Origin of the sequence: Amycolatopsis sp. AA4, from assembly GCF_002796545.1 — a bacterium.
Lineage (GTDB): Bacteria > Actinomycetota > Actinomycetes > Mycobacteriales > Pseudonocardiaceae > Amycolatopsis.
Genome location: NZ_CP024894.1, coordinates 8,748,299 through 8,772,044, shown reverse-complemented (window position 1 = coordinate 8,772,044; position 23,746 = coordinate 8,748,299). Strand labels below are relative to the sequence as shown.

The 23,746-nt window shown below is 70.5% G+C and carries 22 protein-coding genes and 2 tRNA genes; 19 read left to right on the top strand and 5 right to left on the bottom strand.

Annotated features, from left to right (window positions below; all coding sequences use genetic code 11):
- Positions 1–178 precede the first annotated feature (178 nt).
- The 19 genes from CU254_RS40710 (at position 179) to CU254_RS43410 (ending at position 18,459) form a co-directional block, all read left to right on the top strand.
- A complete protein-coding gene (locus CU254_RS40710; RefSeq protein WP_009085989.1) occupies positions 179–1,096 on the top strand; it encodes an ABC transporter ATP-binding protein in 918 nt (305 codons plus the stop codon).
- Positions 1,096–1,950, top strand: a complete 855-nt coding sequence (locus CU254_RS40705; protein WP_009085987.1) for an ABC transporter permease — start codon at positions 1,096–1,098, stop codon at positions 1,948–1,950. Before CU254_RS40710 ends, CU254_RS40705 begins: the two co-directional genes overlap by 1 nt.
- 12 nt (positions 1,951–1,962) lie before the next feature.
- Positions 1,963–3,084 (top strand): sensor histidine kinase, encoded by a 1,122-nt coding sequence (locus CU254_RS40700; protein WP_009085986.1) that lies wholly within the window; start codon positions 1,963–1,965, stop codon positions 3,082–3,084.
- Complete coding sequence (locus tag CU254_RS40695; protein WP_009085984.1) at positions 3,081–3,689, top strand: response regulator transcription factor; 609 nt, start codon at positions 3,081–3,083, stop codon at positions 3,687–3,689. Before CU254_RS40700 ends, CU254_RS40695 begins: the two co-directional genes overlap by 4 nt.
- Positions 3,680–4,819, top strand: coding sequence for an amidohydrolase (locus CU254_RS40690; RefSeq protein ID WP_009085982.1), 1,140 nt, complete (start codon positions 3,680–3,682; stop codon positions 4,817–4,819). The genes CU254_RS40695 and CU254_RS40690 overlap by 10 nt, the downstream gene beginning before the upstream one ends.
- 322 nt (positions 4,820–5,141) lie before the next feature.
- Positions 5,142–5,276, top strand: coding sequence for a hypothetical protein (locus tag CU254_RS44745; RefSeq protein WP_255409799.1), 135 nt, complete (start codon positions 5,142–5,144; stop codon positions 5,274–5,276).
- A 41-nt stretch (positions 5,277–5,317) separates the two neighbouring features.
- A complete protein-coding gene (locus CU254_RS42790) occupies positions 5,318–5,461 on the top strand; it encodes a thiocillin family RiPP (protein ID WP_106430336.1) in 144 nt (47 codons plus the stop codon).
- 51 nt (positions 5,462–5,512) lie between these two features.
- Positions 5,513–5,671 (top strand): RiPP peptide, encoded by a 159-nt coding sequence (locus tag CU254_RS43420; RefSeq protein WP_009085978.1) that lies wholly within the window; start codon positions 5,513–5,515, stop codon positions 5,669–5,671.
- 13 nt (positions 5,672–5,684) lie between these two features.
- On the top strand, positions 5,685–5,834 hold the full coding sequence (locus tag CU254_RS42785) for a thiocillin family RiPP (protein ID WP_009085976.1): 150 nt from the start codon (positions 5,685–5,687) through the stop codon (positions 5,832–5,834).
- A 22-nt stretch (positions 5,835–5,856) separates the two neighbouring features.
- Complete coding sequence (locus tag CU254_RS42780; protein ID WP_107487940.1) at positions 5,857–6,003, top strand: thiocillin family RiPP; 147 nt, start codon at positions 5,857–5,859, stop codon at positions 6,001–6,003.
- Positions 6,004–6,052: 49 nt separating this feature from the next.
- Positions 6,053–6,196 (top strand): hypothetical protein, encoded by a 144-nt coding sequence (locus tag CU254_RS43415; RefSeq protein ID WP_158688140.1) that lies wholly within the window; start codon positions 6,053–6,055, stop codon positions 6,194–6,196.
- A gap of 121 nt (positions 6,197–6,317) precedes the next feature.
- Positions 6,318–7,559 (top strand): cytochrome P450, encoded by a 1,242-nt coding sequence (locus CU254_RS40685; RefSeq protein ID WP_050788530.1) that lies wholly within the window; start codon positions 6,318–6,320, stop codon positions 7,557–7,559.
- On the top strand, positions 7,556–9,679 hold the full coding sequence (locus CU254_RS40680; protein WP_037719028.1) for an ATP-binding cassette domain-containing protein: 2,124 nt from the start codon (positions 7,556–7,558) through the stop codon (positions 9,677–9,679). The genes CU254_RS40685 and CU254_RS40680 overlap by 4 nt, the downstream gene beginning before the upstream one ends.
- Positions 9,676–11,391, top strand: a complete 1,716-nt coding sequence (locus CU254_RS40675) for an ATP-binding cassette domain-containing protein (RefSeq protein ID WP_009085971.1) — start codon at positions 9,676–9,678, stop codon at positions 11,389–11,391. The genes CU254_RS40680 and CU254_RS40675 overlap by 4 nt, the downstream gene beginning before the upstream one ends.
- Before the next feature lie 11 nt (positions 11,392–11,402).
- On the top strand, positions 11,403–13,727 hold the full coding sequence (locus tag CU254_RS40670; RefSeq protein WP_078561236.1) for a TOMM precursor leader peptide-binding protein: 2,325 nt from the start codon (positions 11,403–11,405) through the stop codon (positions 13,725–13,727).
- Positions 13,724–15,208: a SagB family peptide dehydrogenase gene (locus tag CU254_RS40665; RefSeq protein ID WP_009085967.1), complete on the top strand. Its 1,485-nt coding sequence runs from the start codon at positions 13,724–13,726 to the stop codon at positions 15,206–15,208. Before CU254_RS40670 ends, CU254_RS40665 begins: the two co-directional genes overlap by 4 nt.
- 5 nt (positions 15,209–15,213) lie before the next feature.
- Positions 15,214–17,436: a lantibiotic dehydratase gene (locus CU254_RS40660; protein ID WP_158688139.1), complete on the top strand. Its 2,223-nt coding sequence runs from the start codon at positions 15,214–15,216 to the stop codon at positions 17,434–17,436.
- The gene (locus CU254_RS40655) at positions 17,429–18,235 is read left to right on the top strand and encodes a thiopeptide-type bacteriocin biosynthesis protein (protein ID WP_009085964.1); all 807 of its coding nucleotides are present in this window, start codon (positions 17,429–17,431) and stop codon (positions 18,233–18,235) included. The genes CU254_RS40660 and CU254_RS40655 overlap by 8 nt, the downstream gene beginning before the upstream one ends.
- Before the next feature lie 56 nt (positions 18,236–18,291).
- Positions 18,292–18,459 carry a hypothetical protein gene (locus tag CU254_RS43410; RefSeq protein WP_158688138.1) on the top strand — a complete coding sequence of 56 codons (168 nt, stop codon included), beginning with the start codon at positions 18,292–18,294 and terminating at the stop codon, positions 18,457–18,459.
- A gap of 516 nt (positions 18,460–18,975) precedes the next feature.
- On the opposite strand, the gene CU254_RS40650 is transcribed toward CU254_RS43410, so the two are convergent.
- The 5 genes from CU254_RS40650 to CU254_RS40630 form a co-directional block, all read right to left on the bottom strand.
- Positions 18,976–19,049 (bottom strand) — tRNA-Arg (locus CU254_RS40650).
- Between the two features lie 42 nt (positions 19,050–19,091).
- A tRNA-Ser gene (locus tag CU254_RS40645) sits at positions 19,092–19,180 on the bottom strand.
- Between the two features lie 66 nt (positions 19,181–19,246).
- Positions 19,247–20,956 carry a phosphatidylglycerol lysyltransferase domain-containing protein gene (locus CU254_RS40640; protein ID WP_037719024.1) on the bottom strand — a complete coding sequence of 570 codons (1,710 nt, stop codon included), beginning with the start codon at positions 20,954–20,956 and terminating at the stop codon, positions 19,247–19,249.
- Positions 20,957–21,002: 46 nt separating this feature from the next.
- A complete protein-coding gene (locus tag CU254_RS40635) occupies positions 21,003–22,982 on the bottom strand; it encodes an acetoacetate--CoA ligase (protein WP_009085960.1) in 1,980 nt (659 codons plus the stop codon).
- A gap of 85 nt (positions 22,983–23,067) precedes the next feature.
- Positions 23,068–23,700, bottom strand: coding sequence for a dienelactone hydrolase family protein (locus CU254_RS40630; RefSeq protein WP_037719021.1), 633 nt, complete (start codon positions 23,698–23,700; stop codon positions 23,068–23,070).
- Between the last annotated feature and the right edge of the window lie 46 nt (positions 23,701–23,746).

Below are 23,746 nucleotides of genomic sequence, written 5' to 3'. Positions count from 1 at the left end.
TGTCCCCGCTCGCCGCGACAGCGTTGCATCCGGCCCCGCGACCCAGCGCGAGAAATCCGCGAAACCTGCCCTGACCTGCGCGTATGAGGTTTGTCATGAAGACCGCCTGCGGAACCCACCCCGGTTCGGTGAGAGCTGCGCCTGTGCCCTCCGGTGCGGTCGGCGAGACGCTGACGGCATGGGAAGGGAAGCAGTAGTGGAGGTGGACGGGCTGCGGATCGACTACGGGTCGTTCGTAGCGGTCCACGGGTTGAGCTTCACGGTGCGCGCCGGCGAGGTCTTCGGATTGCTGGGGACCAACGGCGCGGGCAAGACGTCGACAATGGACGTCCTGGAGGGGTACCGGCGGCCCGCGGCCGGGAGCGTGCGGGTCTTCGGGGTCGATCCGGCCGAGCAGCGCGAGAAGATCGCGCCGCGGGTCGGGATCATGTTGCAGGAGGCCGGGTTCTTCGACGATCTGACGGTCGTCGAGTCGATCCGGGCCTGGCGGCGCTTCACCGCCGACGCGATGTCGGTCGACGAGGCGATCGACCTGGTGGACCTCGGCAAGGTCGGGAACACGCGCGTGGGGAAACTGTCCGGCGGCGAACGACGGCGTCTCGACCTGGCGCTCGCCGTGCTGGGGCGGCCGGAGCTGCTGTTCCTCGACGAGCCGACGACCGGCCTCGACCCGCAGGCGCGGCGGCGCACGTGGCGGGTGCTGGAGGACATGGTCGCGGGCGGCATGGCGATCCTGCTGACCACCCACTACATGGAAGAAGCGCAGTACCTCGCCGATCGCGTGGCGATCATGGACCGCGGGCGCATCGTGCGCCACGGCTCCGTCGGCGAGGTGATCGGGGCCGACCACGGCTCGACGGTCACGTTCGTCAGCGAGGCCCCGGTTCCGGTCGAACTGGCCGGGGTGTCCGACGACGGCCGCCACTACGCGCTGAGCAGCACCGACCCGCAGGCGGACCTGCACCGGCTGCTCGACTGGGCCCACCGGGCCGGCGCGCGGATCTCCGAACTCGAGGTCCGGCGCAATTCGCTCGAGGACGTTTTCCTGCGGGTCGCCGACGAGGCCGACCTCGCTGTCACCGCGAAGGAGCGCTGATGACCGCCGCCGCACTCGCGCCGTCCGCCCGCCGATCGCTGGGCTGGTGGCGCTACACCTGGTCGCAATTCCTGCTGTCGCAGAAGGTGCACTGGCGCGATCTCGGTTTCGCGCTCACCGGGGTGCTTATTCCGCTCGGGCTCGGCATCGGATTGCCCGCGAGCCAGCACGGCAAGGGCGAGATCGCCGGACTCGACGGCGGTGTGTACCTGCTGCCCGGGATGATGGGATTCGTCCTCGTCTGGATCGTCTACAACGTCGTGAACTCGGCGACGAGCCGGCGCGGGAAACTGATTTACAAAAGGCTGCGCGGGACCCCGCTTCCGGACACCGCGATCATGACCGGCGAAGCCATGAGCGGATCGGTCACCAGCGTCGCGCAAGTGGTCGTGCTGCTCGTTTTCGGGCTCGTCTACCTGGGCGCCCCGGCCCCGGCGAACCCGCTGTTGCTGCTCGTCGGCGTGGTGCTGGGCGCGTTCACGTTCGCGCTGCTGGCGATCGGCGTTTCCGGGCTGCTGCCCACCAGCGAGGTCTCCACGTGGCTGGTCACGCCATTCCTGTTCCTGATGATGTTCGCGTCCGGAATCGTATTCCCGCTGTCGGAGATGCCGCACTTCCTGCAGGTGCCGGTGCGATACCTGCCGTCGAGTTCGGTGGTCGAGATTCTGCGCACCGCTTACCTCGGCCGCGACTTCGCTTCGAATCCCGCGACGGCCCAGTTGCCCCGCGAAGTCGGATTCCTCCAGTCGTTCCGGGCGTGCGTCATGCCGCTGGGACTACTCTGTGCCTGGATCGGCGTTTCCCTCGGCCTGGGCAAGCGCTTCTTCAAATGGGACCCGAAACGGACGGGCTAGGCGGGAGGACGTGTGGACCGGTGGAGCCCCGGGACACTGGGCCGCGTCGTCGCGCTGCTGATCCTCGGCACGGTCGTCGCGTTCACCGGCGAAGGGTTTTTCCTCTGGCTCAGCACCCGGCCCCCCGCGGTCGACGTCCTCTTCGCGGTGCTGGCCGGGGCCGGTCTGCTGGCCGCGATCGGCCGGATCGTGTGGTCGGTGGTGCGCCGGTCGTCCACCCGGAGCGAGCACCTGATCGACGTGGCCATCGCCACCAGCCTGTCGTACGCGCTGCTGCTGGCCTTCGGACCCGCGTGGCTGGCGCTGCCCGCGCTGGTCGCCGGGGTCGCGGCGATCAGCTTCACCGGGGTCAAACGCTGGCTTTTCCCGCTGCTCGTGCTGATCAGCACGGCCGGGATCGCGTTCCTGCACGACGTGCCCCCGTTCGCGGTGGCGCAGACGCTGCTGCGCTCGGTCGTGACCGTCGTGGTGCTGGCCGGGATGGGCCTGCTGGTCGCCTACGCGGCCGAGGTCCACGCCAGCCGCGACGAACTGGCCAGGATGGCGGTGGTCGAGGAGCGGCTGCGGTTCGCCCGCGACCTGCACGACGTGCTCGGGCGGGGCCTGTCGGTGGTGCGGCTCAAGGCCGAACTCGGGGTGCGCCTGCTGGAGGCCGACAAGGACGCCGCGCGCGACCAGTTCGTGCAGATCGCCGAGCTCGCCGGCGGTTCGGTGTCCGAACTGCGCAAGGTGATCGCCGGCTACCGGCAGCCCAGCCTCGCCGAGGAACTGCGCGGCACGTCGTCGATCCTCAGCCTCGCCGGCGTCCGCGTCGTCGCCGATCCGGCGCCCGAGGACCTGCCCGCGCCCGCGGCCGAGGCGATCGGCGCGACCATCCGCGAGGGCGGCACCAACATCCTGCGCCACAGCGCCGCGGAGAACTGCCGCGTCGAGTTCGTGCGCGAACCGGCGGCGCTGACCGTCCGGATCTCCAACGACCGGCCGCACGCCGGGGGCGCCCGGGCGGGCCACGGTCTCACCGGCCTCGCCGAGCGGCTCGCCGCGGTGCACGGCACGCTCGACCACACCGAAAGCGGCGGCGAGTTCGTGCTCACCGCTCGCGTTCCCCTTGACCTGCCGAGGAAAAACTCATGACCCTGCGAATCGTGCTGGCCGAGGACCACGCCCTGCTCCGGGAATCCCTGCGCACGGTGTTCAGCCTCGCCGACGACATCGAGGTGGTCGAAGCCGTGGACAACGGAGCCGACGCCCTCGAAGCCATCCGGCGCGAACGTCCCGACGGCGCCATGGTCGACATCGACATGCCGCGCATGTCCGGCCTGGAGGTCGCCGAGGCGGTGCACGCGGAAGGCATCCCGTGCGCGCTTCTCGTCGTCACCAGCTACGGCAAACCCGGGTACCTGCACCGCGCCATGCGCGCGGGGGTGCGCGGGTTCGTCACGAAGAACATCTCGCCGGACGCGCTGATCGACGCCGTGCGCAAGGTGTGCGCGGGCGGACGGCACGTCGATCCCGAAATCGCCGCCGACGCGCTCGCGGTCGGCGAGACGCCGCTGACCGAGCGGGAGCTGGAAGTGCTCCGGCTCTCCGGAGCCGGGCTGCGTCCGGCCGAGATCGGCGCGCGGCTGTCGCTGGCCGAGGGCACCGTGCGCAACTACCTGTCGAGCACCCTGACGAAACTGCAGGTGGACAACCGCGTGGCGGCCTATCGCGTCGCGGAGGAGGCCGGGTGGCTGTGACGGACCTGATCGAGCTGTACCAGGATCTGCACCGCCATCCCGAACTCTCCGGCGCCGAGGAGCGCACCGCCGCCGTGCTCGCGCGAGAGCTGACCGCTCTCGGCTTCGACGTGCGCACCGGGATCGGGGGCCATGGCGTGGTCGCTGCCCTGGACAACGGCGAGGGACCGGCGGTCGCGCTTCGCTCCGAATTGGACGCTTTGCCGCTGGTCGAGCGCACAGATCTGCCTTACGCCGCAACCGGTTCAGCAATGCACGCGTGCGGGCACGACCTGCATCTCGCGGCCGTCATCGGGGCCGCCGCGGAGCTGGCCGGGGACCGGGCGAGCTGGCGGGGCAGGCTGCTCGTGCTCGGGCAGCCGGGCGAGGAGACTCTCGACGGCGCGCTGGCGATGGTGGCCGACGGCGTGCACGACCAGTTCGGGAAGCCGGACGCGGTGCTGGCCCAGCACGCCGTGCCGGGGCCGGTGGGGCGGATCGGGCACTCTCCCGGGCCGATCACCGCGCCCTGCGCCGAGCTGGCGATCACCGTGCACGGACGGGGCGGGCACGCCGCGGCGCCGCACCTCGCGGTGGACCCGGTGGTGCTGGCCGCGCATCTCGTGGTGCGGCTGCAATCGGTGGTGGCGCGGGAAACCAGCCCCGCCGAACCGGTGGTGGTCACGGTCGGCTCGATCCACGCGGGCGACGCGGCCAACGTGATCCCGGACCGGGTGCGGCTGGGGGTGAGCGTGCGTGCGGCGACCGACGGCGCGCTGAGCCGCGCACTGACCGCCGTGGAACGCGTGTGCCGCGCCGAGGCCGCCGCGTCCGGGGCGCCGGTGGAGCCGGAGATCGAGACGGTCCGCGCGGCTCCCGCGACGATCAACGACCGGCCGCTCACGCTCGCCGTGCGAGCCGCGCAACTGGCGGCCCTGGGCCAAGGCCTTGTCTCCTGGACGCCGCCGGTGGCCGCGGCCGAGGACGTCGGCCACCTGGCTGCTGGCGCGCCGCTTTGCTACTGGACGCTCGGCGTCGGCGACCGCGGAACCAACCACTCGCCGGACTTCGCCCCGTCGCCCGAGGCACTGCCGGCGGGCGTGCGGGCGTTGGTCCTCGCGGCGAAGGCGGGCTTCGCGGGCGGCCGCTGAGCCGCTCGCAGCCAGTACTCGCGGTCACCCCTCCGTAGGCAGCCATGCACCCTTAGCATGCCTTCCCTAAGAGAACCCTAAGTTAGCTGACAGTTAACTACTCCAGATGGGTGATATCGCCGCATTACCCATCTCGCAGACGCCGAGTTTGGTTTACGTTCGCGTTGTGCGAATCGCTCGATGCGAATAGCGCAAAACTGGGGAATCACAAAGCCTGGGGGCTTGCGTCATGACCGCTGCTATCGTTTCCGCTTTAGTTGTTGTGTCCGGTTTGTCCGGAGTATCCGCTACTGCGGCCGCCGTTCCCGCTCCGCCGAGGTGTGTGCCCAGCACACAGTACAAATCCATCGGATTCGAGCAGGCGGAATGGGAGTACCTCGGTACTCAGGGCGGCGAATACCGGTACCGCTACAGCTTTAACGGCTGGGTTCAGGGCACGGTCGCCTGCACTCCCTAGATGAATTCCCTTCACTTATATCGCGAGAGGAGGTGAATGGAATGCAGGAGAACACCAACGTCGTGGACGCGGTGGAGGAGCTGCAGGTCGAGGAGCTCGTCGAGACGACCGCGGCCGGCACCGCCTTCTCGATCGGCAGCGCGGGCTGCCCGTCGAGCGTCGGCACCGCCTCCAGCTTCGGCTGAGCCGGTTCCGCATCGGGAAAAACACTGGTCAGCACATCTGAGGAGATCACCATGAACGAGTTCGACACGCAGGTCGAGCAGGCGTTCGCCGAGGACGTCACGGTGGAGGAGCTGGGCGAGGTCGCCGGAGCCGGCACCACGAACACCGGCGGCACCATCAGCTCCACCACCTGCCCGGCGTGCATCGGCACCGCCTTCAGCTGGTCCTGAGAGGACAACGCACATGGACATGCAGGAGTCGCAGGACTTCACCGAGGAATTGACCGTCGAGGAGCTGTCCGACGCCACCGGCGCCGGCTGGTGCGTCGGGTCGGCCGGCACGTTCGGCTGCCCCTCCAGCGCGGGCTCCTACGGCACCGTCAGCTCGCACTGAGCCTCTGAACAGGGAGAACACCATGAACGAAGAGATCTTCGAGCCGACGACCGAGCTGACCATCGAGCAGCTGTCGGACGCGCAGGCGGGCAGCTTCTGCCTCGGCAGCGTGGGCACCGCGGGGTGCCCGAGCTCGGCGGGCACGGTCGGCACCGCGAGCTCGAGCTGACAATCCCCTACCACATCCGCGGCGAAACGAATTTCGAAGGGAGGTTGCCATGGAGAACGTTACCACGCAGGCCCCGCAGGTCGAGGAGCTCGTGATCGAGGAACTCACCGAGGCCGGAGCCAGCAATTGTTTCGGAACGGCGGGCAGCATCGGCTGCCCGGTGTGCTTCGGCACCTACGGCTGCGCCACCTGATCCAGGCGCATTAGCCGATATTTCACGCACACCCGTGGTCGCCGCCGAATTGTGAATCATTTTATTCAGCGGCGGCGACCACGCGGTGCGGACGAACACGTGCCGAGAAAGGAACTGGGGGATGGCAGAAATCGTCCAGCGGCTGTGGCGGCACTTCGCCCGTCAGGAGCCGTTCGGCAAAGACGCTCCGAGCTTCTTCGCGGAGCTCGCGGAACGCGCACCGGTGGTGCGGTTCGACGGGATGTGGGTCATTTCCGGCTATGACCTGGTGACCCGGCTCTGCACGCACCCCGGCTTCCCGATGGCGGCTCCGGTGTTCCAGGAGAACGTCCGCCGGGATAACCCACAGTTTGTTCGCTTCTTCAGCGGCACCATGTCGGTGCGCGCCGCGGAGGAGCACCAGCGGCTACGAAGCGTGCTCACCGGAGCGTTCTCCGGCCGCAGGCTGGCCGCGCTGCGCGGCCGGATCGACGAGGTGGTCGCCGAGTTGCTGGCCGAGCCTCTCCGGCGCGGGGAGGCCGAGTTCGTGGCCGACATCGCGACGCCGCTGCCCGCGCGCGTCACCGCCGTGCTGCTGGGCATCCCCGCCGCCGACCGCGACCTGGTCACCGCGCGGGCCACCGGCATGATGAACCAGCTGGCCGCCGGTTTCCTCGCCGAAACGCACCCCGAGGCCGGTCCGCCGATCACCGCCGCGGAGTTCGCCGAGCTGCGCGAGTACGTCGCCGGCCAGCTGGCCCGCCGCCGCGCGGAACCGGCCGAGGACCTGATCGGGCATCTGGCCCAGGCGCAGCAGGACGGCAAGCTCTCGGCCGACGAGGCCGTCGACATGGTGCTCCTGCTGTTCATGACCGGACTCGACACCGTGACCGCCGCGCTCGCCAACACGCTCGTCGTGTTGTCCGAACGCCCGGAGATCGCCGCCGCGCTCGCCGCCGACGAGCAGTGTGCCGACCGCGTGTTCGCCGAGGCGATCCGGCTGCGCACGCCGGTCGCGTTCGGTTCGCGCCAGGTCACGCACGACCTTTCCGTCGGCACGCTGGACTTCAAGGCGGGCGACACCGTCATCCTCGCTTTCGCCGCCGCCAACCTCGACCCGCGCAAGTTCGCCGACCCGCTGGAGTTCCGGTGGGACCGGCCGATCACCGGCAATGTCGCGTTCGGCCACGGCAGCTACTACTGCCTCGGCAGCGCGCTGGCCGCGATGACCGCGCAGTCGCTGCTTCAGGCGGTGCACCACCGGCTGCCGACCCCGAGCCGTCCGCTCGCGGAACTGCCCTGGCGGCAGTCGCTGGCCTTTCCGACCCCGCGCGTGCTGCCGGTGACCTTCGCCCCGGCGCTCGCGGAAAGCGGTGCGCGGTGAGCAGCCGCTTCCGCTCCCGCGCGGGTGCCGAGTTCCGCCAGGTCGAGGAATCCGACTGCGGCGCGGCCTGCCTCGGGATCCTGCTCGCCGGTTTCGGCAAGCACCTGACCTGGCCGGAGCTTTCCCAAGCGTGCGGCGGCGGCCGGGACGGCATCAGCGCCGCGACGCTCGCCCGGCGCGGGCAGCAGTTCGGGTTGACCGTGAGCGCCAAGCGCGTCCGGCTGTCCGGCGCCGAGGCCGACGTCGCCACCTTGCGCGGACTCGCCGCGCCCGGGGTGGTGTTCGTCGACAACCGGCACTTCGCGGTGCTGGAGCGAGTCGGCCGGCGGGGTCGCGTGCGGTTGCACGACCCGGCGGCGGGCAGGCTGACGCTGTCGCTGGCCGAGTTTCGCACGCGGTTTTCCGGGCTGTACCTGGGTTTCCGGCCCGGCACCGGGTTCACGCGCAGTGGTGCTCCGCAGCGAGTGCTGCCGCGCGCGATGCGCTGGCTGGGCGCGGGGCTGCCCGCGGTCGTCGGCGCGGTGACCGCGGGCGTGCTCACCGCCGCGCTGACGGTGACGGCCGCGTTAGTCGCCCGGTCGCTGGTCACCGCGACCGCCGGGCCGGGTGCGCAGTGGCTTCTGGCCGCCACCGCGATCGGTGTCGCGCTGGCGGGCTGGGCGCAGCAGCGCTTGCTTTCGGCAGCACTCCTGCGCACTTCGCTTACGCGGTCGAGCGAACTCGTCGGCCACCTGCTTCGTTTGCCGGGCAGCTACTTCCACCGCCGCTTCACCGGTGGCGTCGCGGCTCGAGTGCAGATCGCTGACACCATCGCGCAGCAGCTCACCACCGTGGTGCTCCCAGTCGCGGTGAACGCCGCCGCGGTGCTCGGACTGCTCGTCGTGCTGACCGTGCTCGCTCCCGCGGCCGCCGCGGTCCTGGTCGGCAGCACGCTGCTCACCGCCCTGTTCCTGCGCCTCGGCCGCCGCTCGGCCACCGAACGGCAGTCGACGCTCATGGTCGAGCAGTCGGCACGCGACGGGCTTTCGCTCAACGTGCTCTCCGCGATCGACACGGTGAAGGCTGAAGGCAGCGGTCAGCAGGCGTTCGCTCGCTGGTCGGCAGCACAACGCAAAGTACTTGCCGCACAACGAAAAGCCGCGCTGGGCGAGCACGGCTTCGGGCTCGGCGTCACGGCACTGCACGCGCTCGGATACGCCGTCTGCCTCGCGCTGACCGCGTTGGTCGCGCCCGGCGAAGTCATCACCGTGGCCGTGCTGGCCGGGGTGTGGCAGCTCCACGCGGGCGGGCTGGTCACCGGACTGCATCGCCTCGGCGGCCTGCGCAGCAGCTTCGCCGCGTACGACGACGTTGCGGGCGCCGAAACCGATCCGTCCGATGTGGACGCACCGGTCGCGGTGGGCCCGGGCCGCGTCACCGTCCGCGGCCTGCGCTACGGCTACGACACCAACGCCGAACCGCTGCTGGTCTCGCTGGACCTCGACGTGCCGCCCGGCGGCCGCATGACCTTGGTCGGCCCGAGCGGCTGCGGCAAGTCGACGCTGGCGAAACTGCTGGCCGGACTCGTGCGGCCGTGGTCGGGCGTGGCGCTCGTCGACGGCAAGCGCGCGGCGGACCTGCCGCCTTCGGTACGGCCTTCGCTGCTCGGATACGTGCCGCAGCGGCCCGCGTTCTTCGAAGGCACCGTGCGGGAAAACCTGGAGCTGGGCACGGCGCTGCCGGACGACGCGATCGCCGCGGCGCTCGCCGACGCCCAGCTCACCGAAACGATCGCGCTGCGCGGCGGCGTCGACGGGGCCACCGTGAGCCAGCAGGCCCGCAACTTCTCCGGCGGCGAGCGGCAACGGCTCGCGCTGGCCCGCGCGCTCGCCCGCAACCCGCGCGTGCTCGTGCTGGACGAAGCGACCAGCGCGGTCGAAACAGCTCTCGCCGGACGGATCGACGCGGCGCTGCGGGCCCGCGGCACCACGACGATCGTGGTGGCGCACCGGCTTTCCGAAGTCCGCGGCGACGACACCGTCGTGCTGCTGGACCGCGGGCAGGTGCGCGTCTACGGCACCCACGAAGACCTCGTCGCGCACGCCCGCGGGTATCGCGACTTCGCGGAGGTGGCCGGATGACCACGCTGCCGCCCGAAGGAATGACCGGACGCGGACTGCTGTCGTTCGCGCTGGCCGGCGAACGAGTCCGGCTGGCAGTCACGGCCGTGCTCGGCCTGCTGGCTACGGTGTTCGGATTCGTCGTGCCGTTGGCGGGCATGGTGCTGGCCATCGCGATCGCCGCGGCGAACCACGATGCCGTGCCGTACGCCGCGGGAGCGCTCGCCGGGCTGCTCGCCTTGCAGCTGCTGACCACCGCGGTGGTCGAACGCGGTCTGCTCACGCTCACCGACCGCGCCCAGGGCCGGCTCGAATCCGCGCTGTGGCACCGGTTGCTGAGCCTGCCCTCGGCGTTCTTCCGCCAGTACCCGCTGCGCCGGTTGATGGGCTTCGCCGGGGGCGTCGGCCAGCTGCGCGGACTTCTCGGCAGCGGGGGCCTGACCGCCGCGCTGCACGCGGTGTTCGCACTCGTCGCGGTCGCGTTGCTGGCCTTGCTCGACCCGTGGCTCGCGGTCGCCGCCACCGGGATGTTCGGGCTGGTGCTCGGCGCGATGCTGTGGCTTTCCGTGCGCCAGCAACGGCACGACACCGACGTGCTCGCCGCGGTCGACGACGTGCAGGCCGCGGTGTACCCGGCGATGCTCGGCATCGACGACGTGCGGGCGTTCGGCGCGCAGTCCTATGTGGTCAGTCGCTGGCGCGCGGCGTTCACCGCGCAAAAACGGTCGGACGACAAGGGTCTGCGGTACTCGGAGATCGCGAGCGCACTGGCCGTGGCGTGCTATCCGGCGCTGCTCGCGGTGCTGCTGCCGATGACCGCCGGGCTCGGGTTCACCGCGCAGTGGACCGTGGTCATGGTCGCCATGACGCTCAACCTCACCGCCGCGCGGCTGCAGGGCGCGCTGGTCGGCCTGTTCTCGATCGGCCCGGTGCACGCCCGGCTCGCGCCGGTGCTCACGACCCGGCCGGAGACGCCGCCGGACCCGCTGCCGCTCCCCCGGGCCCGCGGCGAGGTGGTGCTCGACGGCGTGAGCTTCCGCTATCCCGGCCAGACCCGCGACCTGCTGCAGGACATTTCGCTGCGCATCGAGCCGGGCGAATTCGTCGCGCTGGTCGGCGCGTCCGGCGCGGGCAAGTCGACCCTGCTGCGGCTGCTGCTCGGCCTCGACCGCGCCGACCGCGGCCGGGTGCTGGTGGACGGCGTGGACGTCCGCCGGTGCGACGTCGACGAACTGCGGACGCGGATCGGCTACGTCGCACAGGACGCGACGCTCATGCGCGGCACCCTCGCCGAGGTGATCTGCGGGGCGGCCGGCGAGACCGACCTGGACCTGGCCTGGCAGGCGGCGGAATCGGCGCAGCTCGCCGACGTCGTCCGCGCGCTGCCGATGGGCCTGCACACCCAGGTCACCGACGGCGAGAGCGGGCTGTCCGGCGGCCAGGTGCAGCGGCTGCTGCTGGCCCGCGCGCTGGCCAAACGCCCGTCCGTGCTGCTGCTCGACGAAGCGACCAGCGCGCTCGACGCCGCCGCGCAGGAACTGGTGCGGCGCGCGGTGGACGACTTGCGGCTGACCCGGGTGGTGGTGGCGCACCGGCTGTCCACCATCCGCTCGGCCGACCGGATCGCCGTGCTGGAACACGGCCGCATCGCCAGCCTCGGCACGTTCGCCGAGGTGGCCGGCCATTCGGAGGCTTTCGCCCGGCTGGTGGGCACCGCCCGCCGGCTCGACTGAGGGGAACAACCATGACGAAAAGCATCAACCGGGTCACGAGGTTCAACCGGTCGCTGCGGGTGCTGACGGTGCCCGGCGACGCGGTGTACCTCACGAGCGAGCGGACCACGCAGACGCGGCTGGCCGGCCCGCTGGTCGAACGGCTGGCTCCGCTGCTGACCGACGGCCAGCTGAGCCGCGACGACATCAAGGCCGCGCTCGCCGAGGCCGACCCCGCGCGCATCGACGTCGCGCTGGACCGGCTGGGCCGCAGCGGATACGTGGTCGAGGTCGACCCCGAGGTCGACCCGCGCGTCGGCGGCTACTGGGAAGCGTCCGGAGTGGACGGTGACGACGCGGTGCGCCGCCTCGCCGCGGCGAAGGTGCGCGTGCTGACCGCGGGCGACGTCGACGCCGCCGGGTTCACCGAGGCGCTGCGCGCGCTCGGCACCAGCGTGACCAGCGAGCCCGGCGGGTTCACCGTCGTGCTCACCGACGACTACCTGCGCCCGGAACTCGCCGAATGGGGCAAGGAGTTCCACGAGGCCGGGGTGCCGTGGCTTCCGGTGAAGCCGGTCGGCAGCATGATCTGGGTCGGCCCGGTTTTCGAACCCGAGGTCACCGGCTGCTACGAATGCCTGCGGGTGCGGCTGTCCAACAAGAACGTGCTCGCCTCCTACCTGCGCCAGCGCGGCGTGCTCGACAGCCCCGCGCTGGTCAACTCCGTGACCGGCACCCCGGTGACCCAGGAGCTGGCGCACCGGCTCGCCGCGCTGCACGTGGGCAAGTGGCTCACCGGCGCGTTCGCCGCGGGCCGGGCGGCGATGCCGCAGCCGCCGGGCGGGGTCGCCGCGGAATACGGCACGCCGTGGCAGGCCGAGGTCCTCACGCTCGACACGATCAGCCTCACCCAGGAGCACCACCCCTTCCAGCGGCGTCCGCAGTGCCCGCTGTGCGGGGAGCCAGACCTGCAGGCGCGCCGTCAGGAAACGCCCGTGCGGATCGAATCGCGTCCGCGGATGGCGAGCAGCGACGGCGGGTACCGCTCGCGTCCGCCGGAGCAGTTCGTCGCCCGGTACGAGCACCTGATCAGCCCGGTCACCGGCCCGATCAGCAACCTCGTGAAGGTGCCGCTGGAGGTCGAGGGCCTGCACACCTACACCGCGGGCCAGAACTTCGCGATCCCGATGGCCAACGCCAACGACCTGCGGGCGGGGCTGCGCAGCTGCAGCGCGGGCAAGGGAATGAGCGACGCGCAGGCCAAGGCGTCCGCGCTGGGCGAGGCCATCGAGCGCTACTCCGGCCTGTTCCACGGCGACGAAGCCCGCCGCACCGCGCGCTACGCCGATCTGGACCCGGCCGAGGTGATCCACCCCAACGCGGTGCACCTGTACAGCGAAGCGCAGTTCCGCGACCGGGCCGAGTGGAACGCGCGGCCGTCGCACTTCCACTGGGTCGCCGACGACCTCGACCCGAACGCCGAGGTCGAATGGTCGCCGGTGTGGTCGCTGACCGAACAGCGCACCAAGCTGTTCCCCACCTCCGGGCTCTACTTCGCTTACCACCACCCGAAAAACCGGTACCAGGCCGGAGCGAACTCCAACGGCTGCGCCGCGGGCACCAGCCTCGAGGACGCGGTGCTGCAGGGCTTCATGGAACTCGTCGAACGCGACACGGTCGCGATGTGGTGGTACCACCGGCTGCGCCGCCCGGCCATCGATCTGTCCACTTTCGACGTTCCGTACTTCGCCGAATGGCAGCAGCGCTACGACGATCTGGAGCGCGACACCTGGGTGCTGGACCTGACGAACGACCTCGGCATCCCTTCAGTGGCCGCGGTTTCGGTCCGCCGCGACAAGCCCGCGCAGGACATCCTGTTCGCCCTCGGCGCGCACTTCGACGTGGAGGTGGCGATCGGGCGGGCGCTGTCGGAGATGAACCAGTTCCTGCCCGCGGTGATCGGCATGAAAGCCGACGGTTCGGGGACCTACGCCTACAACGACCCCGACCAGCTGCACTGGTGGCGCACCGCGACCACCGAGAACCAGCCGTACGTGCTCCCGGCCGAAGGCCCGCGGCGCACCAAGGCCGACTTCGCCCGCTACGAAAGCACCGATGTCCGCGACGACGTGCTGCGCGCCGAGCGGATCGTCAGGGAGCACGGCATGGAAATGCTGGTGCTGGACCAGACCCGCGTCGACATCGGCCTGCCGGTGGTGCGGGTGTTGGTGCCGGGCATGCGGCACTTCTGGCCCCGGTTCGCGCCCGGCCGGCTGTTCGACGTGCCGCTGGAGCTGGGCTGGACCGACCGCAAGCCGTCCGAAGCCGACCTCAACCCGATTGCGATGTTCCTATGACCACGCTCGAACGCACCGCCGAAACCGTCGTCACCTTCCGCCGCGACATTTCCTTGCTGCACAAGGACGATCAGGTCCTGCTCGGGCTCGCCGACCGCGCGGGCTACCGGCTCAAGGGCGTCGGCGCGCCGATGCTCGAAGCGCTCGAGCAGGTCCGCGCCGGCCTGCACACCGAAGAGGAACTGGTCGCCGAGCATCCGAACTCGCCGGTCGCCTCCGTGCTGGCCAAGGTGGAACCGTTCCTCGCCACCGGTTTCCGGCTGCGCGGCGAGCGCGTGGCCGTGCTGGAACGCACCGGCGTGACGCCGTTGCGGCCCGAACTGCCCGAGATCGCCGGCGCGTGGTTGCGCCTCGGCAAGTTCAGCCTGCTGCGCCGTCGCGGCGGCGAGCTGGTGATCGAGTCGCCGATCGGGAAGTACCGCGCGGTGCTGCTCGACGCGACGCTCGCCGGAGCCGTGGCCGGGCTCGCCGTCGCGCGGCCAGTGTCCGAAGTGGACTCCGAATGGCATCCCGTGCTGGCCGCGCTGGCCGGGGCCGGCTTCCTCGACCTCGGAACCGACGGCGAGTTCCCGGCGGACCAGGACGACGTGCTGCGCCAGTGGGACGTGCACGACCTGTACTTCCACAGCCGCAGCCGGATCGGGCGCACCGACGAGGCGTTCGGCGGCCGGTTCCCTTACGTGGGGCAGATCGAGCCGCTGCCCGCGGTGAAGCCCGCTCCGGAAGGCCCGGCGATCGCCTTGTACCGCCCCGAATTCGCCGCCGTGCGCGCGGCCGATCCGGGCCTGCAGGAGACCATCGAGGCGCGCCAGTCCATCCGGACGTACGGCGAGCAGCCGATCACCGCGGAGCAGCTCGGCGAGTTCCTGTACCGCACCGCGCGGGTGCGCGGCACGTACGGTCCGCGGCCGGAGGCACGCATGCCGTACGAAGGTTCGAGCCGTCCGTACCCGTGCGGCGGCGCGGGTTACGAGCTCGAGCTGTACCTGACCGTGCGCCGGTGCGACGGGCTAGAGCCGGGCATCTACCACTACGACGCGGGCGAGCACGTGCTGCGGCTGGTCAACTCCGACGAGGCCGCGCGAGAGGAACTGCTGTCCGTCGCGACGCTGTCGACCGGCGGGCAGGCCGTGCCGGACGTGCTGGTGACTATGACGTCGCGCTTCCAGCGGCTCTCGTGGAAGTACCAGTCGATCGCCTACGCCGTGACGCTCAAGCACGCCGGCGCGCTGTACCAGACGATGTACCTGGTGGCGACCGCCATGGGCCTGGCCGGATGCGGGCTGGGCAGCGGGGACGCCGACGCGTCGGCCCGCGCGTTCAAGCTCGACTACCTGCGGGAGTCGTCGGTCGGCGAGTTCATTCTCGGCAGCGCCCCGGCCGAACTCCCGGCGCCGGTGAGCGGGGACGGCGCGCTCGACTGGCGCGCGGGCAACGACCCGGGCTGGCAGGCCGAGGCCCTGGCCGCGCGGCGGCGGTGACGACCGTGGCCGAACTGCTCGTCTCCCGGATCTGCGGGCTGCCCGCCGCGGTGCTCGACGGCCTGCGGGCCCCGGAGACCCTCGCCCTGCTGGAAGAAGCCGAGGCCGCCGCGGCACGCAAAAACGCGCTGCGCGAACCGGTTTGCGATCTGCTGCACGCCGTCATCGGCCGCGACGAACTGTCGCGCGCCCAGCGGCGCGCGCTGATCCGGCTGCGCCGAGGCGTGTTCAACGACCGCACCGACGAGGCCGGGCTCCGGCTCTCGCGCGAGGTGCTGGCACCGGCGGACGCGGAGCGGCTCGGCGAGTGGCATCAGGCGCTGGTGCGGGAACGCGAGCTGTTGGAAAAGGCGGCTCGCGCACTGACCGGCGAGCTGGCGGCGGCGCAGCACGCGGTGTCGGCCGCGTTGCGCCAGCCGGACGTGCTCGCCGGGCTGGCGCTGGCCAGCCCGGAGTTCGTCACGGCCTTCACCGACCGGCCGGAGCTGGGCAAACCGAGCGGCAGGCTGAGCCGCAGCGCGGTGTCGTATCTGGTGCGGACCACGCTGAAGCCCAGCCCGTTCGGCACGTTGACCACGGTCGGCGTCGGCGACTTCGCCGGGGCTGTCGAGCCCGGACCGGAGCGCAGGCTGGTGAGTTCCTCGCGCGTCGCCGCGCGGCTCGCCTACGCGGCACTCGCCAGCGACCCGGTCGTGCTGCCCAATGTGGACACCAGGTTGGCCGGTGACGAGTGGCTCGCCGCGTTGCCGATCCACCTCAAGCGCGGTGGCGTGTACTTCCGCGAGGACGAGGTCACGGCATTGCCCGGCCCGGTGCCGTTCGACGCTCGCCCCCGTCGCCTGCGAGAACTGGCCGCCTTGCTGGGATGCTCGACCGACGAGCTGCACCGGCTTGTGGACCAAGGCCTCCTGCTGCTGGTTCCGCCGTGGCAACTGACCGAACCGCGGCACTTCACGGCGTGGGGCGAGCCCGCACTGGCCGAAGCCGAAAAAGTCGTTGCTGGCAACGGAAACGGACGTGAGCGCGCCGACGCCGTACTGGCCCTGCGCTCGCGCCTGCGCGCGACGATGGCCGAGCACGATCCGGCCCGGGCGGGATGGCTGGACGGCCTCGGCCTGGTCCACGAAACCGTCGCGCACGGCCCGGAGCCGGAAACCGCCCCGCCCGCCTGGGTTCCCGGAGAACTGGACCGGCTCGAAGGCGTGCTGCGTTCGATGGTGCGCCCGCGGGCGGGCTACTTCGATCTGGTCCGGTTTTTCGTGCACCACTACCGCGACGGCAGCGCCGACCTCGCCGAGTTCGCGTTCCGCGCGGTGCGGGAGCTGGACCCGATGTGGTGGCTCTCGCGGTGCGCGGTGCCCGACCCGCAGCTGCGCGAGGTGTCCGGGGCGAGCGTCGGACGACCCGTGCACTCGGTGTTCTGGCAGGTCGCGGGCGACTCACTGGTGCTCAACCAGGTCCATCCCGGTTACCTCGGCGCGATCGCGCGCTGGGCCAGCGTGCCAGGTCTGTCCGACCAGGTCGAAACGGCGATGACCGCCTTGCACGAACGGCGTTTTCCCGACGCGGTGGTCTACCAGCTGACCGCGCACGCCGACTGGACGGACACGCAACGCCCCGCCGTACGCGCCACGCCGTGCCTCGCCTGGGGAGCCGAACGCGCCTACGGCGGCGTGCCGATCGACGGTTTCCGCGTACGCCACGACCCGGCCACCGGCACGCTCGAAGTCCTCGACCCGGCCGGACGCCCCGCGGCGTTGAGCTACCTCGGTGCGGTGCCCGCACACCTGCTGCGGGGCATACCCCGCGTGCTGCAACTGCTTTCGGACCCATGGCTGTCGCTCGGCTCCTGGACCCCGACGCCCGGCCCCGGCTTCCGCGACCGCATGACGGACGGACGGCTCGTACTACGGCGCGCCCGCTGGACGCTGCCCGCGTCGGCGCTCCCGCCGCTCGGAAACGGGCCCGACCTCGACTTCCTCCGCGCCGGCCGGATGTTCCGTGCCGAGCACGGGTTGCCCGAGCAGCTGTTCGTCCGCGGACTAGCCGCGGGCGGGACACCGTTGGGCAAACCGCAATGGCTCAGCTTCGACCGCCCGCTCGCGGCGTGGACGGCGCTGAAAGGCCTGGCCGGTGCGGAGGAACTCGAATTCACCGAAGCACTGCCCGCCGCGGGTGCGGCCCCCGGGCGCGTCACGGAATTCCTCACGGTGGTGACCCATGATTGACGCGGTGCTGCACCCAAAGTGGCGCTATTGGCGGGTTTACGTACCCGATCTCCAATCCGTTCCAACCCTCTTGCGCGAGGTCGTGCACCCCGTCGTCACCTCGCACCGCGAAGGGTTGCGACGGTGGTTTTTCCTGCAGTACATGGACATGTCGGGCCTGCAACTGCGCGTCCGGTTCAACCCGCGCCCCGAAGCCGCGGCAGACGTCGAAGCAGACCTCGACCGCCGCTTCGCCGAACACGGCGCGGAAGTCGTGAAACGCTGGTACGAACCGGAATTGGCAAAGTTCCGCGGCCCGGACGGCGTGGAATTCGCCGAACGCGTCGCCCACCTCGGCAGCGACACCGCACTGGACCTGCTGCCCGCCCGCACCCCAGCGCGCCGCATCGCCTTGGCCGCAGCCCACACAGCAGTCCTCGCCGCAGGATTGCCCGCCACGCAGCAAGTCAGTTTCCTGCACCAATACGCGTGGTACTGGTCAGGCCGCGGTGCCCGAACCGTCGCGTGGCGCCCCGCCGCCGCGACCGCACACCCCGACGATCCGGCCGCCGTACGCCAAGCGAACCGCCTAGCCGAAACCGTGGCACGAGAACTAGAAACCGATTCCGTCGGAGGCCCGCTACGCCGCTACAGCGCCCGCTTCTGGGCGGAGTACCAGGATTCGGCCCGCCGCGTTTCGCCCTACCGAGCCGCTTTCCAGCACGTACACCTCATGAACAACCGCCTAGGCGCAGTCCCCGGAGAGGAGGCCCAAATCGCCCGGTTGTTGTGGATAGGGCGAGTGCGTAGCATGAATTAGAAGGTAATTAGCCAACCGACTCGACAATCAGAAATCACCACACCAAGGAGACGATCATGGACTCAGGCTCCAGCGGCGCAGCAAGCGGCATCGGCGACCCGGACGACAACCACCCGAACCCAGTCGGAGACGCGGTAGTGGACGGCGTGCGCACAGTACTCGGCAAGCTCGGCCCAGCAGGCAAGAAGGCAGCCGAACATCTCCCGAAGAAAAAAGACAAGTAACCCCGCCAAACACGGAATCGTATTAGCGATTCCACGCCAGGAAATCCCGCCCGCAAGAAAAAATGAGAGACGACCGCTCGCCCCCGGTTCGACAGCCCGCCGACGCCAGCAGCGAGCTTTTCGTCTCCACCTACAAGTGGGGGCCTCCTCGTCCATCCCGGCGACCTGGCTTCAGCCCGATCAAGCCTGTCAAGGGGGCACCTCTGCACCACCGGCGAGCGAACCGCGAAACTGCCCCCTTGACAGGCTTGATAGCCCTCCGGGAGGTCGCCGGGATGGACGCGAGGCACCCACGAACGCAACCGATACGCCCGCCCGACCATCCTGGTGGCCTGCCCGTCCGGCGAGGACATCTCTTTTTGTCAGCGAGCCCGCTTCTTCCAGCGCGCCCGCCCACAACTCCCGGCAATAAACCGGCAACCGCCTGACCACACCGCAGACCCAAGACAAGGCCCCAGACAGCAAGAAACCCGCCGTCACCAGCGGGTTTCTTGCTTTACTGTCTCGACCAGACAGTGCGCCCGAAGGGATTCGAACCCCTGACCTTCTGATCCGTAGTCAGATGCTCTATCCAGCTGAGCTACGGGCGCATGTTCAGTTGTTAACCTAGCACCTGCCGAAACAGGCACCAGCGGAGGCTCCGGGATTTGAACCCGGGAGGGGGGTTACCCCCAACCGCATTAGCAGTGCGGCGCCATAGACCAGACTAGGCGAAGCCTCCTGGGTCCTAACGACCACTGCTCAGATAGGTTACACACCCCTCCAGCCCCTCCGGAAGGCACCCCCCTCAACGCTGCAGCAGCCGCCGCAACCAGGGAGAACGGCCGCCGAGGCCCTCGGCTTCGAAGGTCGCGATGCCGACCCTCGGGAGGGACCCGACGCCCGGGTAGACGAGGTACCGCGGGACCCACCGGGGCTGGAACTTGGCGTTGAACCGATAGAGGCTTTCGATCTGGATCCAGCGCGAGAAGAAGTGCAGGACCTTCGCCGAGAGCCGCGCGACCGGGCCCGCTCCGATGCGCTGGCCCTGTTCCATCAGGGCGCGGAACGCGGCGAAGTTCAGCGACACGTGGTCGATGCCGTTCTCGCGGGAGAACAGCAGCAGCTCCGAGATCATCAGCTCGTTCACGCCGTTGTCGGCGGTGCGGTCCCGCCGCATCACGTCCAGCGACAGGCCTCGGTCGCCCCACGGCACGAACTGCAGCACGCCTCGGACGCTGCCGCCCTGTTCCGCGGTGACGATCACCGAACCGGGGTCGCCCATGCGGCCCAGCGCCATCGAGAAGCCGCGTTCGGTCTCCGTGCCGCGCCAGGCGGCGGCCAGGTGCACCAGCTCGGACAACTCGCCGGGACGCAGGTCCTCCGCCCGCCGCACCAGGACCTTGTAGCCGGCCCGCTTCGTCCGCGACGAGGCCTGCCGCACGCCACGCATCACTCGGCCTTCCAGCGTGAACGTCTCGGTGTCGACGACCGCCTCGTCACCGATCTCCAGCACCTCCAGGCCGAACCTGGCCCACACCGTCGCGCCCAGCTCGGACGCGCCCATCGCGGCGGGCACCCAGGCGTTGCGCTGGCAGATGTCCAGGTACTCCTCGATCGCGCCGGGCCAGGCCTCGTGGTCGCCGAGCGGGTCGGCGGACGTCAGCGCGACGCCGGCGATCACGCGGAACGTCACGGCCGCCTTGCCGGTCTTGGAGAACACCGCGAACTTGTCGCGGCGCAGCGCGAAGTAGCCCAGCGAATCCCGGTCGCCGTGCTGCTTGAGCAACTCGTGCAGTCGCGCGAGTTCGTCGTCGGACAGCTCCGGTGCGGGTTCGGCCGAGCGCAGCAGGAAGTACGCCGCCACGAGCACGCCGGTGATGCTGAAGACCAGCCCGATCGACGCGGACAGGTCCTCGAACCACATCTCGTGGAACACCGCGGGCCCGCTGACGCCGGTGAGCGCGAGCGCGGACTGGGAGATCCGGTCGGCGAAGCTCAGCGGGTCGAGCATCCGGGCGGGCGCGACCGACAGCAGCGCGAAGTTGAGCACGAACCCGGCCAGCACCAGCTGCAGCAGCACCCGCAGCGCACGCCAGCGGCCGACCGTCGGGTCCGGGCGGGCGATGAAGTAGCGCCGCGTGCCGAGGAGCCCGGCGAGCAGCACCACCGACACCACGCCCGCGCCGAAAACGTGCCGCAACCCGAGGTGTGACAACGCCAACAGCGCGGCGAAGGCGACCGCCAGCTGCCAAGCGCGGCGCTTGCGGCGGCGGAGCCCGGCGGCGAGCATGATCAACAGCACACCGGTGACCAGCGCCACAGCGGCCGCCGCGGTGGTCGCCTCGCTCGGCAGCTCCAGCCATTTCGCCACGTGCCCGCGCACGTCGCGGCCCATCGGCACGACCGTGGACACGATCGCCAGCAGCCCGGCCAGCCTGGTCACCCACGTGATCGCGACGACCGACGTGACGCCGGCCGCCTGCCAAGTGTGCTGCGCGCGTGTCCCCGTCACCACGCGTGCAACACGCACGGCCCTGCCATGCTTCCCCCCGCTTGCGCGTTCAGTCCGCGGCGAGCTCCACGAACGGGGCCAGCGCGGCCGGGTTGGCCAGCGCGTCCCTGCTCACCGCCCTCTCCGGCGCGACTCCGGAGAGGATCCGCTTCACTGGTACTTCGCACTTCTTACCGTTCAACGTACGGGGAATCTCGGAAACGACGATGAACCGATCGGGTACGTGTCGTGGCGACAGCGCGGTGCGCAGCTCTTTCCGCAGGTCAGACTCGACTTCCTCGAGCGTCGCGCCCGGGGCGAGTACCAGAAAACACAGCAGCTGCCCGTCCTCGTTGCCCGCTGCCGACGTGTCGATGACCAGCGAGTCGGCGACCTGGGCGAACCCTTCCGCGACCCGGTAGAACTCGGCGGTGCCCATCCGGACGCCGCCGCGGTTGAGCGTCGAATCGCTGCGGCCGTAGACCACCGCCGAACCGCGGCGCGTGATCTTGACCCAGTCGCCATGCCTCCAGATACCCGGGTACGTCTCGAAGTACGCCTCGCGCAGCCGGGAACCGTCCGGGTCGTTCCAGAACGAGACCGGCATCGACGGCATCGGCTCGGTGATCACCAGCTCGCCGACCTCGTCGACCACCGGCTCGCCGTGCTCGTCGAACGCCGCCGCGGCCACGCCGAGCGCGCGGCAGGACAGTTCGCCGAGCCACACCGGCACGTCCGGCGCCGCCGCGACGATCGCCGCGCACAGGTCGGTGCCGCCGGAGACCGAGCAGATCTGCACGTCGCGGCCGATCGCGTCGGCGATCCAGCGGAAGCCCTCGGAAGACAGCGGCGAACCGGTCGAGCCGACCACGCGCAGCGCGCTGAGGTCAAAGCGTTCGGCCGGGGCGAGGCCCGCCTTGAGGCAGCTCTGGATGAACGGCGCGGACGTGCCGAAGTACGTGACGCGGTGTTGTTCGGCCAGATGCCACAGCGTGTTCAGGTCCGGATGGCCCGGGCTGCCGTCGTACAGCACGATCGTGGCGCCGACAAGGAGCCCGGAGGCGATGAAGTTCCACATCATCCAGCCGGTGGTGGTGAACCAGAACAACCGGTCGCCCGGCCCGAGTCCGCTCTGCAGGCCCAGCGCCTTGAAGTGTTCGACGACGATGCCGCCGTGGCCCTGCACGATTCCCTTCGGGAGCCCGGTCGTGCCCGAGGAATACAGAATCCACAATGGATGCGCGAAATCCACCGGCTCGTAGGCCAGCTCGCCGCCCGCGTGTTCGGCGAGCACCGCGTTCCAGTCGAGGACCCCGTCGAGGGTTCCTTCTCCCAGGTATTTCACCAAAACCGTGGTTTCCAGCGACGGAATCTCGTCGCGCAGCCGCTGCACGTTGTCGCGGATGTCGAATTTCCGGCCGCTGTAAGCGTATCCGTTCACCGCGATGAGCACCTTCGGCTCGATCTGGGCGAACCGGTCGGCGATCGCGCGGATCCCGAAGTCCGGGGAACACGACGCCCAGATCGCACCGAGGCTGGCGGTGGCGAGGAAAGCGATGAGCGTCTGCGGGCAGTTCGGCGCGAGCGCGACGACGCGATCTCCTTTGCCGACGCCGAAAGCCCGCAACGCGGCCCGCGCGGCCGCGACGTGCGCGCGGAGGTCGCCATAGGTGAATTGCTCGGCGAGCCCGTCCTCGCGGTGGAAAATCACCGCGAGTTCGTCGTCGGCCTTCGTCGCGCCGCCGGTGCCCGGAGACAGGGAATGCTCGGCGTAGTTGAGCGTGCCGCCGTCGAACCATTTCGCGTCCGGCATCGCGCCGGACAGGATTTCGCGCGGCTGCTCGTGCCAGCGCACGCCGAAGAACTCCGCGACCGCGGTCCAGAACTCCGGGACGTGCTCGACCGAGTAGTGCCACAGGTCGTCGTAATCGGCCAGGTCGACGCCGCGCTGCTCGCGCAGCCAGCGGCGGAAGGCTTCGATCCTCGTGTCGGCGACCTGGTTCGGGTCGGGTCGCCAAAGCACCTCGGGAACAGCGGCGTTCTCGGTCACCCGCCGATGCTAACCCCGAGGTGCTCGCGAAGCCCCTTCCGGCCCGCAACCCTCCACAAAGGACACAGCGGCCCGGTGCGAGCGCTCAGCGGAGGTGGGCGTCGAACCAGTCGAGGGTGCGTTGCCAAGCGTCTTCGGCCGCGCTGGGGTCGGCGTCGAAGCGGTGGTTCGCGCCCGGATAGCGCACGACGTTCGTCGCGACTTTCGCCGTCGCCGCGGCCTCGCGCAGCTGCTCCACCTGGGCCTCGCCCGCCTCGTCGCCGGCGTCGCCGTACATGCCGAGCCACGGGCTGGTCACGCGGCCGGCGATTTCCAGCAGCTTCGGCAGCTCCGCCACCGCCTGTCCGCCGACGCTCACCGCCGCGCCGAACTTGCGGTGCGAGGCGACTACCAGCGCCGCCGTGCCGCCGAGGTCGAAGCCGACGACGCCGCGCAGGTCGGCGTCGACGCCCCGGTCGGTGAGCCAGTCGAGCGTGCGGTCGGTGGCGTCGAGCAGGTCGCGCTGAGTGAGCTGTTCGCCGGACTCGATGTGCGGGGTGACGGTGAGCCAGCCCTCGCCGGCCAGGCTCTTGACCAGCAGCAGAACGCCGTCGGTCACTCCCTCGCCCTCGTGCAGGACCACGAGGCCGCCGCGGAGCGCGCCGTCGGGCTCGGCGAAGGTGAGGCGGAGGACGCTGCCGTCGGTACGCTGGTAATCCACGGTGGTCGTCGACGTCATCGCCTCATGCAATCACCTCTGGGTGAACATTGGGAACCTTTCCGGA